Origin of the sequence: Sphingomonas sp. GM_Shp_2 (genome assembly GCF_026540875.1) — a bacterium.
In the GTDB taxonomy this organism is placed as follows: domain Bacteria; phylum Pseudomonadota; class Alphaproteobacteria; order Sphingomonadales; family Sphingomonadaceae; genus Sphingomonas; species Sphingomonas carotinifaciens.
Map to the genome: position 1 here is coordinate 90479 of NZ_JALNUQ010000008.1, position 15938 is coordinate 106416.

The 15938-nt window shown below is 68.0% G+C and carries 16 protein-coding genes; 8 read left to right on the plus strand and 8 right to left on the minus strand.

The genetic code is table 11. From position 1 onward, the window contains the following. Positions 1-334: 334 nt before the first annotated feature. A complete protein-coding gene (locus OXR08_RS05010) occupies positions 335-922 on the minus strand; it encodes a nucleoside triphosphate pyrophosphatase (protein ID WP_267348209.1) in 588 nt (195 codons plus the stop codon). After that, the gene (locus tag OXR08_RS05015; protein WP_149681407.1) at positions 919-1749 is read right to left on the minus strand and encodes a pyruvate, water dikinase regulatory protein; all 831 of its coding nucleotides are present in this window, start codon (positions 1747-1749) and stop codon (positions 919-921) included. Before OXR08_RS05015 ends, OXR08_RS05010 begins: the two co-directional genes overlap by 4 nt. A gap of 317 nt (positions 1750-2066) precedes the next feature. Between OXR08_RS05015 and hemE the strand changes: the two genes are divergently transcribed. The 3 genes from hemE to rho all read left to right on the plus strand — a co-directional run bounded on the left by hemE (position 2067) and on the right by rho (position 4969). Beyond that, positions 2067-3113 (plus strand): uroporphyrinogen decarboxylase, encoded by a 1047-nt coding sequence (hemE, locus tag OXR08_RS05020; RefSeq protein WP_267348260.1) that lies wholly within the window; start codon positions 2067-2069, stop codon positions 3111-3113. Next, complete coding sequence (locus OXR08_RS05025) at positions 3110-3571, plus strand: CopD family protein (RefSeq protein WP_112383924.1); 462 nt, start codon at positions 3110-3112, stop codon at positions 3569-3571. Before hemE ends, OXR08_RS05025 begins: the two co-directional genes overlap by 4 nt. A 141-nt stretch (positions 3572-3712) precedes the next feature. Continuing rightward, the gene (rho, locus tag OXR08_RS05030) at positions 3713-4969 is read left to right on the plus strand and encodes a transcription termination factor Rho (protein WP_112383925.1); all 1257 of its coding nucleotides are present in this window, start codon (positions 3713-3715) and stop codon (positions 4967-4969) included. Between the two features lie 198 nt (positions 4970-5167). Here the strand turns inward: rho and bamE are convergent, their stop codons facing one another. Then, positions 5168-5662 carry an outer membrane protein assembly factor BamE gene (gene bamE, locus OXR08_RS05035; RefSeq protein WP_112383926.1) on the minus strand — a complete coding sequence of 165 codons (495 nt, stop codon included), beginning with the start codon at positions 5660-5662 and terminating at the stop codon, positions 5168-5170. A 141-nt stretch (positions 5663-5803) separates the two neighbouring features. Here bamE and OXR08_RS05040 point away from each other — a divergent pair, with 141 nt between their 5' ends. Both OXR08_RS05040 and OXR08_RS05045 read left to right on the plus strand, forming a co-directional pair. Beyond that, positions 5804-6325 carry a ubiquinol-cytochrome C chaperone family protein gene (locus OXR08_RS05040; protein ID WP_267348214.1) on the plus strand — a complete coding sequence of 174 codons (522 nt, stop codon included), beginning with the start codon at positions 5804-5806 and terminating at the stop codon, positions 6323-6325. Beyond that, complete coding sequence (locus tag OXR08_RS05045; RefSeq protein ID WP_267348216.1) at positions 6322-6840, plus strand: DUF177 domain-containing protein; 519 nt, start codon at positions 6322-6324, stop codon at positions 6838-6840. The genes OXR08_RS05040 and OXR08_RS05045 overlap by 4 nt, the downstream gene beginning before the upstream one ends. A gap of 3 nt (positions 6841-6843) precedes the next feature. Here OXR08_RS05045 and OXR08_RS05050 read toward each other — a convergent pair whose 3' ends face one another. From OXR08_RS05050 to OXR08_RS05060, 3 genes are read right to left on the minus strand one after another with little or no spacing between them, the layout of a single operon-like run. Then, the gene (locus OXR08_RS05050; RefSeq protein WP_267348218.1) at positions 6844-7377 is read right to left on the minus strand and encodes a histidine phosphatase family protein; all 534 of its coding nucleotides are present in this window, start codon (positions 7375-7377) and stop codon (positions 6844-6846) included. Positions 7378-7398: 21 nt separating this feature from the next. Beyond that, complete coding sequence (locus tag OXR08_RS05055; protein ID WP_267348220.1) at positions 7399-10101, minus strand: ATP-dependent DNA helicase; 2703 nt, start codon at positions 10099-10101, stop codon at positions 7399-7401. A gap of 51 nt (positions 10102-10152) precedes the next feature. After that, a complete protein-coding gene (locus tag OXR08_RS05060; RefSeq protein ID WP_267348222.1) occupies positions 10153-10722 on the minus strand; it encodes a Uma2 family endonuclease in 570 nt (189 codons plus the stop codon). Between the two features lie 56 nt (positions 10723-10778). Here OXR08_RS05060 and OXR08_RS05065 point away from each other — a divergent pair, with 56 nt between their 5' ends. After that, positions 10779-12389 carry a lysine--tRNA ligase gene (locus OXR08_RS05065; RefSeq protein WP_267348224.1) on the plus strand — a complete coding sequence of 537 codons (1611 nt, stop codon included), beginning with the start codon at positions 10779-10781 and terminating at the stop codon, positions 12387-12389. A 99-nt stretch (positions 12390-12488) separates the two neighbouring features. Further along, the gene (locus tag OXR08_RS05070) at positions 12489-13721 is read left to right on the plus strand and encodes an MFS transporter (protein ID WP_267348226.1); all 1233 of its coding nucleotides are present in this window, start codon (positions 12489-12491) and stop codon (positions 13719-13721) included. Here OXR08_RS05070 and OXR08_RS05075 read toward each other — a convergent pair. After that, positions 13718-14932 carry a dipeptidase gene (locus OXR08_RS05075; protein ID WP_267348228.1) on the minus strand — a complete coding sequence of 405 codons (1215 nt, stop codon included), beginning with the start codon at positions 14930-14932 and terminating at the stop codon, positions 13718-13720. The two genes, OXR08_RS05070 and OXR08_RS05075, sit on opposite strands and share 4 nt — an antisense overlap. After that, on the minus strand, positions 14929-15207 hold the full coding sequence (locus OXR08_RS05080; protein WP_267348230.1) for an acylphosphatase: 279 nt from the start codon (positions 15205-15207) through the stop codon (positions 14929-14931). The genes OXR08_RS05075 and OXR08_RS05080 overlap by 4 nt, the downstream gene beginning before the upstream one ends. Positions 15208-15263: 56 nt before the next feature. Here OXR08_RS05080 and OXR08_RS05085 point away from each other — a divergent pair, with 56 nt between their 5' ends. Next, the gene (locus OXR08_RS05085; protein ID WP_267348232.1) at positions 15264-15737 is read left to right on the plus strand and encodes a GNAT family N-acetyltransferase; all 474 of its coding nucleotides are present in this window, start codon (positions 15264-15266) and stop codon (positions 15735-15737) included. Positions 15738-15938 lie beyond the last annotated feature (201 nt).

Here is a 15938-nt window from a genome sequence, read left to right on the forward strand (position 1 = left end):
GCGTTCGGTTCGCGCAGAGGACGACGCCCTGCCGCGCAGCGGCATCGAAAAGTGCAGGGAGCACGCGCGCCATCCCATCTCCGCGTATCTGCGTGAAAACCCTTCTTCGCGGCTTCGCGTCTTCGCGTGAATCAAAGCCGGGTTTCGGCCTCTCCGAACGAAAGTTGGTTCACGCGAAGACGCGAAGACGCGAAGAGAAAAGAAGATTGATTCGCGCGGAGACGCGGAGGCGCGGAGAGTTTGTGCGGGGATATCGCGGTCGTTTCTCGCAAACGAAGGGGATAGCTGCCGCTTCGCGGCTGTGTCTTTCTACGCGCCGCTGCGCATGGAAATCTCAGGCGGGGAGCATGCCGCGGGTGCGTAGATAGCCGACCACGGCGAGGAGCGGCAGGCCGAGGATGGTGAAGTGGCTGCCCTCGATCCGGGAGAAGAGCTGCACGCCCGGCCCCTCGATCCGGTAGCAGCCGACGCAGCCGCCGATCGCGGGCCATTCCCGATCCAGATACGCCTCGATGAATGCGGGCGAGAGCGGGCGGACATGCATGCGTGCGCGCTCGACATGTCGCCAGACGGGGGCGCCGTGTTCGGCAATGACCGCGGCGCTCCACAATTCATGGACCTGGCCGGACATGCGGGCGAGATGCTCGGCCGCTTCCTCGCGACTGGTCGGCTTGTCAAGCAGGGTGCCGTCGTGAAGCGCGACCACCGAGTCCGAGCCGAGGGTGAGGACGGGGCCGGCGCGCTGCGACACCTTGATGGCCTTCAACTCGGCGAGTGCGTCGGCCAGGTCGCGCGGGGAGAGGCCGGCAAGCGCCGCCTTGGCCGCATCCTCGTCGACGCGGGCGGGCAGTGCCTCGAACGCGATGCCGGCGGCCTCCAGCATGGCGCGGCGCGAGGCGCTTTGCGAGGCGAGGATGATCATGCCGGTATCTCCGGGGCGGGGCGGCGCTGGTTGACGAGCGAGATGATCGCCGCGGCGGTTTCCTCGATCGAGCGGCGGGTGACGTCGATCACCGGCCAGCCATTGTCGGCGAACATGCGCCTGGCGAACGCGATCTCGCGGTTGACCGCTTCCTGCTCGACATAATCAGTGTCGGGCGCCTGATTGAGCGACAACAGGCGGTTGCGGCGGATCGCGATCAGCCGGTCGGCACTGGTGGTCAGGCCGACGACGAGCGGGTGGCGCAGCGAGAAGAGCGCCGCCGGCGGCGGGCTTTCGACCACCACGGGGATGTTCGCGGTCTTGTAGCCGCGATTGGCCAGATAGATGGAAGTCGGCGTCTTGGACGAGCGACTGACCCCGGCGAGGACGATGTCGGCCTCCTCCCATTCCTCCCAGGCGATGCCGTCGTCATGCGCGATGGTGAACTGGATCGCGTCGACGCGGGCGAAATAGGCGGCGTCGAGGACGTGCTGGCGGCCGGGGCGCATCTTGGCCTGTACGCCGAGCAGGCCGGACAGCGCCGCATTGACCGGATCGAGCGGCGCCACCGCAGGAAGCCCCAGCGCATGGCAGCGGCTTTCGAGGATGCGGCGGGTCGACGGGTTGACCAGCGTGTAGATCACCAGCCCGGGATTCTGCGCGATCTCCTGCAGGATACGCTCCAGATGCGTCTCCGTGCGCACCATCGGCCAGAAATGCCGAACGGTTTCGACATCGTCATATTGGGCAAGCGCCGCCTTCGCGATGTTCTCCAGCGTCTCGCCGGTGGAATCGGACAGCAGGTGCAGATGGAGTCGCGTGCTCATGCCGTCGTGGGAGACTCTGTGGATAACATGGGCGCAAGCGCTAGCGCACTGGGGATTAACCGCCAAGCCGGCGCGTGGCTGGGGATAAGAGTCGATTCATCCACACCGGTTTCCACAGTGAAGGATTCTATCCACAGCCTGTGAGTCATGGGAATCCTGACTCCGAATCCCGCGGATTCATGCGGGCACAGCGAGTCAAGCTGTTGGCATTTTGGGGAGGGACGCATAATCCCGGATTCTCACGCGCCAACTACCTCAACATCCCTTTTCAGAATCTTCTTTATAGAAAGAAGGAGGTCGTCCTGACCCTCGCCCCGATCGGCACCGACGTTCACGGAAATGCTGTCAAGCCCTTGCTTTCCGTATTGAAAGGTAAAGTCGCAGCCGTGCCGCCCCTGTGGCTGATGCGGCAGGCGGGCCGGTATCTGCCCGAATATCGCGCGCTGCGGGCCGACAAGGGCGGCTTCCTCGCCCTGGCGACCGACCCAGAGGCGGCGGCCGAAGTGACGATGCAGCCGATCCGGCGTTTCGGCTTCGACGGCGCCATCCTGTTTTCCGACATATTGATGGTGCCCTGGGCACTGGGCCAGGACCTGACCTTCGGACCCGGAGAAGGGCCGCGGCTGAGCCCGGCGCTGGTCGATGCCCGGCTGGAGGCGCTGGCGGGCGTGCCGGAGCGCCTCGACCCGGTCTATGCGACCGTCGCCCGCGTCGCGGCGCAATTGCCGCCACAGACCAGCTTTCTGGGCTTTGCCGGCTCTCCCTGGACGGTTGCCACCTATATGGTCGCCGGCCGCGGATCGAAGGACCAGGGCGAGACGCGCGCCTTCGCCTACTCCGATCCGCAGGCGTTCCAGGCGATCGTCGATGCGATCGTGGCGATGACGGTGGAGTATCTGGCGCAGCAGATCGCGAACGGGGTGGAGGCGGTGCAACTGTTCGACAGCTGGGCGGGATCGCTGAGCCCGGCGCAGTTCGAACGCTGGGTGATCGCGCCCAATGCGGCGATCGTCTCGGCCTTGCGCGCGCGCTGCCCCGGCGTGCCGATCATCGGCTTTCCCAAGGGCGCCGGCGCCAAGCTGCCCGCCTATGCGCGCGAGACCGGCGTCGATGCGGTGGGGCTGGACGAGACGGTCGATCCCGCCTGGGCGAACGATGCACTGCCGGAGGGGATGCCGGTCCAGGGCAATCTCGATCCGCTGGCGCTGATCGCCGGCGGCCGGGAACTGGACGCGGCGGTCGACCGTATCATTGCCGCACTCTCGGGGCGGCCGCACATCTTCAACCTGGGCCACGGCATCCTGCCGCATACGCCGATCGCGCATGTCGAACACCTTATCCACCATATCCGGAGTTCCCGATGACCGGCCTGCTCGGTGCCGCCTATGACTGGGTGAAAGCGGCGCACCTGATCTTCGTGATCTTCTGGATGGCGGGGCTGTTCATGCTGCCGCGATACTTGGTCTATCATCAGGAGGCACTGGCGGCGGGGCGCACCGAGGAAGCCGCGCTGTGGACCGAGCGCGAGGGCAAGATCCGGTCGATCATCCTGACCCCGGCGATGCTGGTCGTCTGGGTGCTGGGCCTGTTGCTCGCGGCGCATCTCGGGCTGTTTTCCGGTGTGCCCGGGCTGGGCTGGCTGCACCTGAAGCTGGTCTTCGTGCTGCTGCTCACCGGCTATCACGGCTGGACGGTCGCCTATGCCAGAAAGCTGGCCGCGGGGCGGCCGACGCTGCAGGGGCGGCAGTTGCGGATGCTGAACGAGGTGCCGGCCCTCGCCGTGACGCTGATCGTCGTGCTGGTGATCGTGAAGCCCTTCTGATGCGTGCTTGACTTGGGGACGCGCCAAACCTAACTCCGTCCCCAAGCCTTGCGGCGTCCTGTCGCGATGGCTCTGCCTTATCCCGCCTCGTTTCGCTGCGATCCTCGCCGACCGACGCCCTCCGACCATCCGGACGACCCCATGCATCTCAAAGACCTGAAGAAGAAGACTCCTGCCGACCTCGTGCAACTGGCCGAGGAGCTTGGTGTCGAGAGCGCGTCGACGCTGCGCAAGCAGGACCTTCTGTTCGCCATCCTGAAGGAACAGGCGGAGAAGGGCGACCAGATCATGGGGCTGGGCACGATCGAGGTGCTGCCCGACGGTTTCGGCTTCCTGCGCAGCCCCGAGGCCAATTATCTCGCCGGGCCCGACGACATCTATGTCTCGCCCAACCAGGTCCGCAAGCACGGCCTGCGCACCGGCGACACGGTGGAAGGCGAGATTCGCGCGCCCAAGGACGGCGAGCGCTATTTCGCGCTGGTGAAGCTGACCTCCGTCAACTTCGACGACCCGGAAGCGGTGCGCCACCGCGTCAACTTCGACAATCTGACGCCGCTCTATCCCGAGCAGAAGCTGATCCTCGACCCGGCCGATCCGACCCAGAAGGACAAGTCGGCGCGGGTCATCGATATCGTCAGCCCGCAGGGCAAGGGGCAGCGCACGCTGATCGTGGCGCCGCCGCGCGTCGGCAAGACGGTGATGCTCCAGAACATCGCGCGGGCGATCTCGGACAATCACCCGGAAGTCTTCCTGATCGTGCTGCTGATCGACGAGCGGCCCGAGGAAGTGACCGACATGCAGCGTTCGGTGAAGGGTGAGGTCGTGTCCTCCACCTTCGACGAACCGGCGCAGCGCCACGTGCAGGTCGCCGAGATGGTGATCGAAAAGGCCAAGCGCCTCGTCGAGCACAAGAAGGATGTGGTGATCCTGCTCGACTCGATCACGCGTCTGGGCCGTGCCTACAACACCGTGGTGCCCTCGTCGGGCAAGGTGCTGACCGGCGGTGTCGACGCCAATGCGCTCCAGCGGCCCAAGCGCTTCTTCGGCGCGGCCCGCAACATCGAGGAGGGCGGCTCGCTTTCCATCATCGCCACCGCGCTGATCGACACGGGCAGCCGCATGGACGAGGTGATCTTCGAAGAGTTCAAGGGCACCGGCAACTCGGAAATCGTGCTGGACCGCAAGGTGGCGGACAAGCGCATCTTCCCGGCGCTGGACGTGGGCAAGTCGGGCACCCGCAAGGAGGAACTGCTGGTCCAGAAGGACAAGCTGTCCAAGATGTGGGTCCTGCGCCGCATCCTGATGCAGATGGGCACCATCGATGCGATGGAGTTCCTGCTCGACAAGATGAAGAATTCGAAGACCAACGAGGATTTCTTCGACTCGATGAATCAGTAAGCGTCGAACGCTACACCCAAATGGTCGATCGAATGGGTTCGTGGAGGTCCGCCCTCCGCGAACCCATTCGCGTTTTGGCGCGTTAGCCGCACGATCCCATCCCCTTTCGGGATCAGTGCCGTTTCCAAGCGCGGCACGGCCGCGCCCCCGCGTAGTTGGTGGCGCGGCCAAACCGTGTCGGCAATGGATGTGTAGGGTTTAGGGGCGCCCGCGGCCGCCGCCGGTCCCCGGTGCGCCGGCGCCTGCGCCGGGTGCGCCGACCGAGCCGATATTGCCGAACAGATCCTGGAAGAAGCCGCGCTTGCGACCCAGGGTCGGCGTCGTCTTGCCATCCGGCGTGATGGACGCGACCTGCTCGATCCCGCCGCGGCGGATCGTGGTGACGTTGCCCGCCTGGTCGAAGCTGATCTGCAAGGTGATCTGCGCCTGCGCCTTGGGCTTGGTGAAGCCGAGGTTGCGGCTGTCGCGGGCGACATAATACCAGTCGCCCCCTTCGAACTGGCTGGTGATCGTCGGCTGGCCCAGCGTCTGGAGCACCGACTGGCGATTGTCGACGCCCGGCTGGACCGAATTGACCAGATCGGTATCGACCACATAACCCTGATGCGAGCGCAGCGGCGTGCAGGCCGCACTCGCCAGCGCGAGCCCGATACCCAGGGCGACCAGCCGGGGGGAAGAAACGCTCATCATCATCTCCGGGCCGGAAAACGCGGCCGTTGAGCCCTTGGAAACAGCCCGGCCGATTGCATCGGCCGTCGATCGATCCGATAGGCGAGGATGGGGGCGGGCACAAGCATCGTCCATGGTAGCGGCAAGGGGGCGAGGATGGGTCTGATGCACAAGCTGTTCGGGCAGGGGCCCGGAGGGCTGTTCGGGCCGAAGCCGCAACCGGCGCTGGCGCTGTATAATGCGGTGGTGGCGCGGGGGCGGGAGCCGCACTGGTATGTGGAGGGCGCGGTGCCCGACACGGTGGACGGCCGTTTCGACATGATCGCGGCGGTGCTGGCGATGGTGTTGCTGCGACTGGAAACCGAACCCGCCGGCGCGGCGCCGGCGGCACAGGTGACCGAGCGGTTCGTCGACGACATGGATGGCCAGTTGCGCGAGATCGGCATCGGCGACATCGTGGTGGGCAAGCATATCGGGCGGATGATGGCGATGCTGGGCGGACGGCTGGGTGCCTATCGCGACGGCATCGCCGGCGGCGATCTGGGGCCTGCCCTGGTGCGCAACCTGTATCGCGGCGAGGCACCGGACCCGCTGGCGGTGGCGCATGTCAGCACCCATCTGATGGACTTGCGCGAGACACTGGCCGGCGTATCGGTCGCGCGCCTGATCGATGGAGACCTGCCTTGACCCCCGAATGGAGCCGCCCCGAACGCCTGGATGCGATCGGCGAGCGCGACAAACCCGTGCATATCGAAGCGGATGAGGGCGAGCGTATAGCGCTGGCCCGGCGGTTCGAGCTGAAGGCGGTAGAAAGGCTGGCGGCCGATCTGGTGGTGCGGCGCGATGCGGCGGGCGTGCTGGTGACGGGGCGCGTGCGCGGCGATGTGGTGCAGGCGTGCGGCGTGACCGACGAGCCGGTGCCCGCGGTGGTGGACGAAGAGGTGGCGTTGCGCTTCGTCGAGGCGCTGGACGGCGAGGAAGAGGTGGAGCTGTCCGCCGATGCGATGGACGTCGTTGTGATCGAGGGCGGCGCGATCGACCTTGGCGAAGCGGCGGCCGAGACGATGGCGCTGGCGCTGGACCCGTTTCCGCGCAGCCCGAACGCGGCACGGGCCCTGCGCGAGGCGGGGGTGATCAGCGAGGACGAGGTCCAGCCGATGAACGCATTCGCCGGATTGAAGGACAAGCTGGCGGGGCGCTGATGGCTACGGCGTGTCCGGGCCGAGGGTGGGATCGAGATCGCGGGGGCGGACGAAACGGGTCAGCACCGCGCCGCCGGGGATGACCTGCGACCAATGGTCCACGTCGAAGGTCAGTTCGGCGACGCTGGCGGTGGGGTATTTCTCCGCCACCGCGTCGCGAAAGGCGCTGGCGCGGGCGAGCTTGAGAACCAGATCCTCCAGCCCCGGATTATGCCCGACGAGCAGCACGCGCGCCGCGGCATCGGGTAGCCGGACGATGCCGTCGAGCAGCGTCGCGGCGGAGGCGAGATACATGCGCTGGTCCCACACCGGCTCGCGCCGGCGACCATAGCCGTCCCACACCTCGTCCAGCGTTTCTATGACGCGCACCGCGGGCGAGGCATAGACCCGGTCGAATTCGAGTGCCGATTGGCGCAGGTGCCGGCCGATCATCCCCGCGGCACGGCGCCCCTTGGTATTCAGTGGCCGATCGAAATCGCGGGCCACGGCATCGTCCCAGCCGGATTTGGCATGGCGGAGCAGCGTCAGCGTCTTCATCGGGCGCGTTGTCTCCGTGGTTCAGGCGGGTTCGTGCGCTCCATGCCCGATCGGCGCGTCGGAGGAAAGCCGCGCCGTGACGCAGGCCACCGCTTCATCGAGCGTGACGCGGCGGATGGCGACGCCGGGCGGAAAGGCATCGAGCAGGCGCGAGGGCATGGCGGCGGAGAGCAGCACAAAGGCACCGCGATCGTCGGCCCGGCGGATCAGCCGCCCGAACGCCTGCGCCAGACGCGCGCGGACGATGCGATCGTCATAGGCGCTGCCGCCGCCGGCCAACTTGCGCGCGGCATGCAGCACGGTGGGCTTGGGCCAGGGTACCCCCTCCATCACCACCAGCCGCAGCGATTCGCCGGGAACGTCGACGCCGTCGCGCAGCGCATCGGTGCCGAGCAGCGAGGCGGCCGGATCGTCGCGAAAGATGTCGACCAGCGTGCCGGTGTCGATCGGATCGACATGCTGGGCATGGAGGGCAAGGCCCTCGCGCGCCAGCCGGTCGGCGATCCGGCCATGCACGCCGCGCAACCGGCGGATCGCGGTGAACAGCCCCAGCGTGCCGCCGCGTGCCGCCATGATGAGCCGGGCATAGGCGTTGGCGAGGGCGGGAATGTCGCCGCGCTTCACATCGGTGACGATCAGCACCTCGGACCGGTCGGGATAGTCGAACGGGCTGGCGGCGGTGAAATGGGCGGGGCCACGGGCAAGATGCGGGGCGCCGGTACGGGCCTCCGCCACGCTCCAGTCGCCGCCGCCGGTGAGCGTCGCGGAGGTGACGAGCGCACCATGCGCCGGCTTCAGCACGATTTCGGCAAAGGGGCGGGTGGGGTCGAGCCAGTGGCGGTGCAGGCCGATGTCATATTCGCGCCCCTCCACCCGGTCGACCGCCAGCCAGTCGACGAAATCGGGATCGGCGGGGCCACCGATGCGCGCGAGCAGCGACAGCCATGCCGCCACCGTCTCCGCGCGCCAGGCGAGCGAGGCGATCGCCCCCTCGACCCGCGCACGCGCCGGTCCGTCGAGCCAGTCGGGCGCCTCGGTCAACACCGCCTCCAACCGGCGGCCGAGCGCGACCAGCGGGCGGAGCAGCGCGTCGAGCGCGTGGGCGGCGGGGGCCGCAGCCTCGATCAACTCGGGGCTGGGCTCGGCAAGCTCGGTTTCCAGGCCGTAGCCGGCATCGCCCGGCTGCTCGGCGCGCGCAAAGGTCAGCCCGCGCACCGCGGCGAGCAGCGTTTCGACGGGTCCGAAGGGTTGCCCCTCCGCCACGCGGCCGAGCCAGCCCTCCGAGGCGAGTCCCTGCGCGGCGGTGACGGCGTCGGCGATGGCGCGGTTGCCGCCCTCGTCATAGCTGGCGACATCGGACAGGCGCGCGGCCAGGCCGCGGCGACGACCGCGGCTGCCTGCCTCCGGCCCCAGCACCCAGCGACGCAGCTCGATCGTCTCGGCACCGGTGAGCGCGGTGGCGAACATCGAATCGGCGGCATCGAACAGGTGATGCCCCTCGTCGAAGACGTAGCGGGTCGGGCGGGTGGCAAGTTCGCGGCCGCGCGCGGCGTTGACCATGACCAGCGCATGGTTGGCGATGACGATATCGGCCTGGGCGGAGGCACGCGCGGCATGCTCGATGAAGCATTTGCGATAATGCGGGCAGCCGGCATAGACGCACTCGCCGCGCCGGTCGGTCAGCGCGGCGGGGCCATTGCGGCGGAACAGCGTCGGCAACCAGCCGGGCAGGTCGCCGCCGACCATGTCGCCGTCCGCGCTATAGGCCGCCCAGCGCGCCACCAGTTGCGCCAGAATGGCGGCACGGCCGGCAAAGCCGCCCTGCAGCGCATCCTCCAGGTTGAGCAGGCACAGATAGTTCTCGCGACCTTTACGCGTCACCACGCGTTCGCGGCGGATCGCGGCGTCGGGGAACAGGCGCTGTGTCTCCACGCTCAACTGGCGTTGCAGCGCCTTGGTAAAGGTGGAGATCCAGACCGGACCACCGGCACGTTCCGCCCACAGGCTGGCGGGTGCGAGATACCCGAGCGTCTTGCCGATCCCGGTGCCCGCCTCCGCCAATACCATATTCGGTGCCTCACGCACGATGCGCGGGGCAAAGGCGGCGCTGGCGGCGGCGGCATAGGCGCGCTGGCCGGGGCGTTCCTCCGCACCGTCGCCGGTCAGCGTCGCCAGTCGCGCCTCTGCCTCCGACGGTTCCATGGGCACGGTGCGGGGGGCGGGGCGGGGGGGCTGTTCCTCCCATTCCGGCAGCTTGCTGAACAGCCAGCGTTCGTTGACCCGCGGCTTGGCCAGGCGCGGCGCGATCAGCGGTGCCCAGGGCCAGCGCAGGCGGGTCAGGCTTTGCGCCGCGGTCCAGGCGCCCTCCCGCTCGGGCCAGTCGCCATCCGGCACGGCGAGCAGCGTCGCGGCCGCATCGCGCAGGAACGCGGCGACCGCATCCTCCTGTATCGGCACGGGGAGATCGATGGCGCGCGCCAGCCCCTTGGGCGTCGGCACCGCGAACCGCGCCGGGTAGAGAAAGGCATAGAGTTCGAGCAGGTCGAGCCCCGACAGGTCGGCATAGCCCAGCCGCTGACCCGTCAGCGCGGCGTTGAGCAGGATCACCGGCGTTTCCGACGCGATGCCGATCGCCTCGCCGCGCGACACCGCACGCGTCCCCTCCACCGTGGCGATCCAGATGCCGCTATGGCTGGCGTGGAGAGCGGGATGGGGAAAGGACATCGCGTCCGATATCGGCGCGACGGAACGGATTGGCAACACGGGAAGAACCGGTCAGACGACCCCGGTGCCGTCGATGGTGAGGGTCAGCGTCGCGCTGTCGAGGGGGCCGGAAAGAGGGCAGGAACGGGCTTGCGTGAATACGCCATCCTGCGGCGCCCAGAACTGGTGCACGATGGCGGATCGCACGTCGATCACCCACAATTCCGGGATGCTTGCAGCGGCGTAAAGGTCGCGTTTGGTAGACAGGTCGTGGCGCAGTGTCGTGTCAGACACCTCCGCCAGCAACGCGACATCGGCATGGGCGAGATACCCGTCGCGGACTGGCAGATGGGCAATCACGATATCGGGCTCGGGGGCATCGTGCGGCGGCAGGGCCACCGTTGGTCCGATCATCGTTGCCAGATCGAGATGACGGTGGCGGATGGCCTGATCGAACGCGAAGGCCAGCCGGGTATTGACCAGTGCATGGCGGCTTTGTTGCGGGCTCATCTCGACGATCGTCCCCCCAATCAGTTCAGCATGACGACGCCGGGCCAGCGCGCCGGCAAGGTCCAGCGCACGAAACTCCTCCACGGTCAGTTTGACCGGTCTGGGGGCATCCAGTGGAACGATCGGGTCCATCAAATGCATCATAGCATTTGCGCACCGCGCGCCAAAGCGCCAGATGCGGGGGCGTCATGACCGATACCGATCTCCGCTCCGTCGCCCTAGAGTCCAAGGCCTGGCCGTATGAGGAAGCGCGCAAGCTGCTCAAGCGCTATCCGAACGGCAAGCCGAGCAAGGATGGCACGCCGGCGCCCGTGCTGTTCGAAACCGGCTATGGTCCGTCGGGCCTGCCGCATATCGGCACCTTCAACGAGGTGCTGCGCACCACCATGGTGCGCAACGCCTTTCACACGCTGTCCGACCAGCCGACGCGGTTGATCGCGTTTTCGGACGACATGGACGGGCTGCGCAAGGTGCCCGACAATGTGCCCAACCAGGCGATGCTGGCCGAGCATCTCGGCAAGCCGCTGACCCAGGTGCCCGATCCGTTCGAGAAGTTCGACAGCTTTGCCGCGCATAACAATGCGCGGTTGCGCGAATTCCTCGATCGCTTCGGCTTCGATTACGAATTCGCCTCGTCCACCGACTATTATGGTTCGGGCAGGTTCGACGATGCGCTGCGTCTGGTGTTGCGCCATTTCCAGGGCATTCAGGACGTGATGCTGCCGACGCTGCGCGCCGAGCGGCGGGCGACCTATTCGCCGGTGCTGCCGATCAGTCCCAAGACGGGCGTCGTGCTGCAGGTGCCGGTCGAGGTGATCGATGCGGACGCGGGGATCATCGCCTTTACCGATGCGGATGGCGAGCGGATCGAGCAGTCGGCGCTGGGAGGCCTGTCCAAGCTGCAATGGAAGGTCGATTGGGCGATGCGCTGGGTCGCGCTGGGCGTCGATTACGAGATGGCGGGCAAGGACCTGATCGATTCGGTCACCCAGTCGTCCAGGATCGCGCGCGTGCTGGGCGGACGCCCGCCCGAGGGCTTCAACTACGAGATGTTCCTGGACGAACATGGCGAAAAGATCTCCAAGTCCAAGGGCAATGGCCTGAGCCTCGACCAGTGGCTGACCTATGGCCCGGAGGAGAGCCTGGCCTTCTTTGCCTATCGCGAGCCGAAAAAGGCCAAGCAGCTCCACATGGGCGTGATCCCGCGCGCGGTGGACGAATATTGGCAGTTCCGCGGCAATTATGCCGGGCAGGACGCCAAGCAGCGGCTGGGCAATCCGGTGCACCACATCCATGACGGCAAGGTGCCCGAGGAAACGTTGCCGGTGACGTTCGGGCTGCTGCTGAATCTTGCCAGCCTGCCCGGCGTCGGCGATCGCGACACGATGTGGGCGTTCCTGCACCGCTATGACCCGACCTTGTCGCCGGAAACGCATCCGGCGCTCGACCGCCTGATCGGCTATGCGGTGGCCTATGGCCGCGACTTCGTGGCGCCGACGCTCAACCGGCGTGCGCCGACGGCGGCGGAGGCGCAGGCGCTGCGCGAGCTGGACGACGTTCTCGCCAAGGACGACGGCACGGGGCGCGATGACGAGGACCCGGCCGCGGTGTTGCAGAACCATGTCTATGAGATCGGCAAGGCCCATTACGGCAAGGAGGGCCTACGCGACTGGTTCAAGGTGCTGTACGAGACCTTGCTGGGTTCCGAGCAGGGGCCGCGCATGGGCAGCTTCTTTGCGCTGTACGGCGTGGAAAATTCGCGGCGGTTGATCGCAGAGGCCCTGGCGCGGGCCGCGTGAGCGGGTGGATGCGGTGAAGCCCGGCGGGCTGGCAGGGTCCTTGCTGCCCGTGCTTGGCGATTTTGCCGTGTTGCGGACCGCGCATCGGCGGGTCGGGAGGTGACCGGGCCTGTTGGTCCGATTGCCCATGGAACGCCCGAATTTCGCCGGTTGACGCTGGCGATGCTGTTCGCCGGTTTCTCCACCTTTTCACTGCTGTACGCCGCGCAGCCGCTGCTGCCGCTGTTTTCCGCGGAATATGGGGTGAGTGCGGAGGGGGCGAGTCTTGCGGTGTCGATGGCGACGGGGCCGCTGGCGATCGGCATCCTGGTGGCCGGCCTGGTGTCCGACCGGGTGGGGCGACGGCCGTTGATGGTGGCGGCGATGCTGTCGGCCGGGGTGCTGACGCTCGCGGCGGCGTTCGCGCCGGGATGGGTGGCGCTGCTGGTGCTGCGTTTCCTAACCGGGCTGGCGCTGGCCGGGGTGCCTGCGGTGGCGATGGCCTATGTCGCGGAGGAGGTGGACGCCGCTTCGGTCGGGTCGGCGATGGGGCTGTATATCGCGGGCAGCGCGCTGGGCGGCATGGGCGGGCGGCTGATCGCAAGCCTCGTCGCCGATATCGGCGGATGGCGCTGGGCGATCGGCGCGGTCGGACTGGCAGGCGTGGTGATGGGCGAGACGTTCCGGCGGCTGGCGCCGCGCTCGCAGCGGTTTGTGCCGGCGCAGGGGCGTGTCGGTGCGTTGATGGTGCAGGCGGGCGCGCTGTTCCGGGACCGTGCGCTGCCGCTGCTGTTCGCCGAAAGCTTTCTGCTGATGGGCGCATTCGTCACGGTCTACAACTATGCCGGCTACCGGTTGCTGGCCGCACCTTATCACCTCAGCCAGAGCGCAGTGGGCGCGGTGTTCCTGCTCTACGTGCTGGGATCGGCCAGTTCGGCATGGTTCGGCGGACTGGCCGGGCGGATCGGGCGGCGGCGCGTGTTCTGGGTGCCGGTGATGCTGCTGATCGCGGGGCTGGGGATCGCCGCGGCGCGGCCGCTCGCGCTGGTGGTGATCGGCATCGCGGTGGTGACGGTGGGCTTTTTCGGGGCGCATTCGATCGCGAGCGCCTGGGTCGGGCGGCGGGCGGGCGCGGCACGGGGGCTGGGTGCGGCGCTGTACCTGTTCTTCTATTATGCCGGGTCGAGCGTGCTGGGATCGGCCGGCGGCTTCGCCTGGACCCATGGCGGCTGGCCGGGGGTGACGCTGTTCTGCCTCGGGCTGGCGGCGATGGCGCTGATCGTCGCGCTGCTGCTGGCGCGGGTCGCACCGCTGGAGCAGGCGGCGACGCCGGCCACGGTGCCCGAAGCCTAACGCGCGAGCGGGTCGATCGCGTCGCTCGCTGGCGTGGCGGCGAGGTCGCGGGCGACCGCCTCCACCCGCGCCATCACGCGCAGGATGTTGCCGCGGGTAAGGGCGGCGAGGTCGGCGTCGCTCCAGCCGCGGCGGGCAAGCTCGATCAGGACGCGCGGGTAGCCGTCGACGCCCTTCATGCCGGCCGGGCCGGTACCGGCGATGCCGTCATAATCGCCGCCGAAGCCGACGGCGCCGCGTCCGGCGATGCGGGCGACATGGTCGATGTGGTCGGCGACCATGGCGGGGGTGACGCGGGGTTCGGGGTGGGTGGCGTCCCAGGCGAGGAGCGGGGCAGGGGAGCGGGGGCCGTACACATCGGCCGGCACGCCCAGCGATGCGGCATGATCGGTGCGGGCGCGGTCCCATGCGCGCCATGCGGTGGAGACAAAGGCGGGGTAGACGTTGACCATCACCACGCCGCCCCCCGCACCGATACGGCGGAGCAGCGCATCGGGAATGTTGCGCGGCGCAACTCCGACCGCGCGGGCACCCGAATGGCTGGCGATGACCGGCGCGCGGGTCACGTCCAGCACCGCGGCCATCGTCGCATCCGAGACATGCGCGACATCGACGATCATGCCGATGCGGTTCATTTCCGCCACCACCTGCCGGCCGAAGGGCGACAGGCCGTTCGCGACCGGATCGTCGGTGGCGGAATCGGCCCAGGCGAGGCTGTGGCCATGCGTCAGCGTCATGTAGCCGACGCCCAGCGCCTTGTACTGGCGCAGGACCGACAAGCGGCCGTCGATCTGGTGCCCGCCCTCGACCCCGATCAGCGAGGCGATGCGGCCGTTCGCCTGTGCCGCCGCGATCTCGGCCGTCGTGGTCGCAAGGGCGAAGTCCTGCGGATAGGCGGCGACAAAGCGGCGGACGACGTCGATCTGCTCCAGCGTCATTTCCACCGCGCGCGGCCCGGTGACGGTGGCGGGTATCCAGACCGACCAGAACTGGCCGCCGACGCCGCCTTTGCGCAGGCGGGGAATGTCGGTCTGCAAGGGGCGGGGCAGGCGGCTGGTGTCGCGGGAAAGATCGACGGCGGTGCCCGTTTCACGCAGTTCCCAGGCGAGGTCGTTATGGCCGTCGATGATGGGCGCTTGAGCGAGCAGGCGCTCGACGCGGGTCTCGGCGGTCGGTCCCGCGGCCTGGGCGAGCAGCAGCAGGGCGATCACAGCGTCGGCAGCCGGGCAAAGCCGTTCGGCACCTCGGCAGGCGCATCGTCTAACACGAGAACTTGTTCGACGCGGGAGGCGGGCGATCCTTCACGCGCTTTCGCGACCATGGCGTCGATCATACCGGGCGATCCCCGCACCAGCGCCTCGACCGATCCATCGGCGCGGTTGCGCACCCAGCCATCGAGCCCCAGCGACCTAGCCTGCTCCACGAACCAGTTGCGATAGAAGACGTTCTGGACACGGCCGGTGATGCGGAGACGGCGGGAGATCATGGGATCATAGTCTCACCTGCTTGCGACCGGCTGTCCAGATACGCCAGGATCGGGGGATGACGATCCGGATCAGGGAAGACGATCTCACCGATGCCGCGGTGCAGGCATTGCTCGCGCTGCATCTGGCGGGGATGCAGGCGGGATCGCCGGCGGGCCATGTCTTTGCCCTAGACCTGTCGGGGTTGCGTGCGCCGGGAATGACGGTGTGGACCGCGTGGCGCGACGGACGGGTGGCGGGCATCGCCGCGATGAAGCGGCTGGGAGCGGGTGCGGCCGAGCTGAAGTCGATGCGCACGCATCCCGAGGCCTTGCGCCGCGGGGTGGCGGCGGCGCTGCTCGATCACATCATCCGCGTCGCCCGGGCGGAGGGCCTGACGCGGTTGAGCCTGGAGACGGGGAGCGGGGAAGCGTTCGAGCCGGCGCTTGCGCTTTATGCGAGCCGCGGCTTTGCCAGCGGCGAGGCGTTCGGCGGGTATGTGGCCAGCGCGTTCAACCAGTTCCGCCATCTGGAACTGGCACCCCTTCGCTAGGGTGAGATGCCTTGATGTCCGTCTCGCTCCGGAGCCGGCTGGGGCAAAATCCATCCTGGATCATCCGGCTGCAAAGCCGACTCGTTCGGCCTGAGCGATGTCCAAAGGCTCAGGCCGAACGGGCGGGATCACGGTCGCTCCCTCAAGGGGAAGCGACCGTCAGGTCACAGCTTTCCGGTGAGTTCGGGGACCAGCTTGAAG